At 52.4% G+C, this 229-nt stretch carries 1 pseudogene; it reads right to left on the minus strand.

The annotated features are described in order from the left end of the window. Nucleotides 1-229 (minus strand): annotated as a pseudogene (locus tag SB822_RS61550) (hypothetical protein); the annotation flags it as partial.

The following is a 229-nucleotide window of genomic DNA, read 5'->3' on the forward strand; positions in this document are numbered from 1 at the left end:
CCGTCGATATCGGGTGTTTTTTCTTCCACTCGGTGCCCTTGCCCTTCCAGCCAGCGCACCGTTTTCAACACGGCTTGTTTCGCCTCTTCCGACACCAAAGTTCCAACAGGCGATTCCACAGAAAACGCAATGCTTAAGGGCTTATCGAACCCGCGGTCCAGCTGTTCTGTGTATTTCCCTGGAAATAACGGTGTTTGAAACGCCGCTTCCGGTTGGACGACTTGCAATT

This window comes from Paraburkholderia sp. SIMBA_054 (genome assembly GCF_046534875.1).
GTDB lineage: Bacteria > Pseudomonadota > Gammaproteobacteria > Burkholderiales > Burkholderiaceae > Paraburkholderia > Paraburkholderia hospita.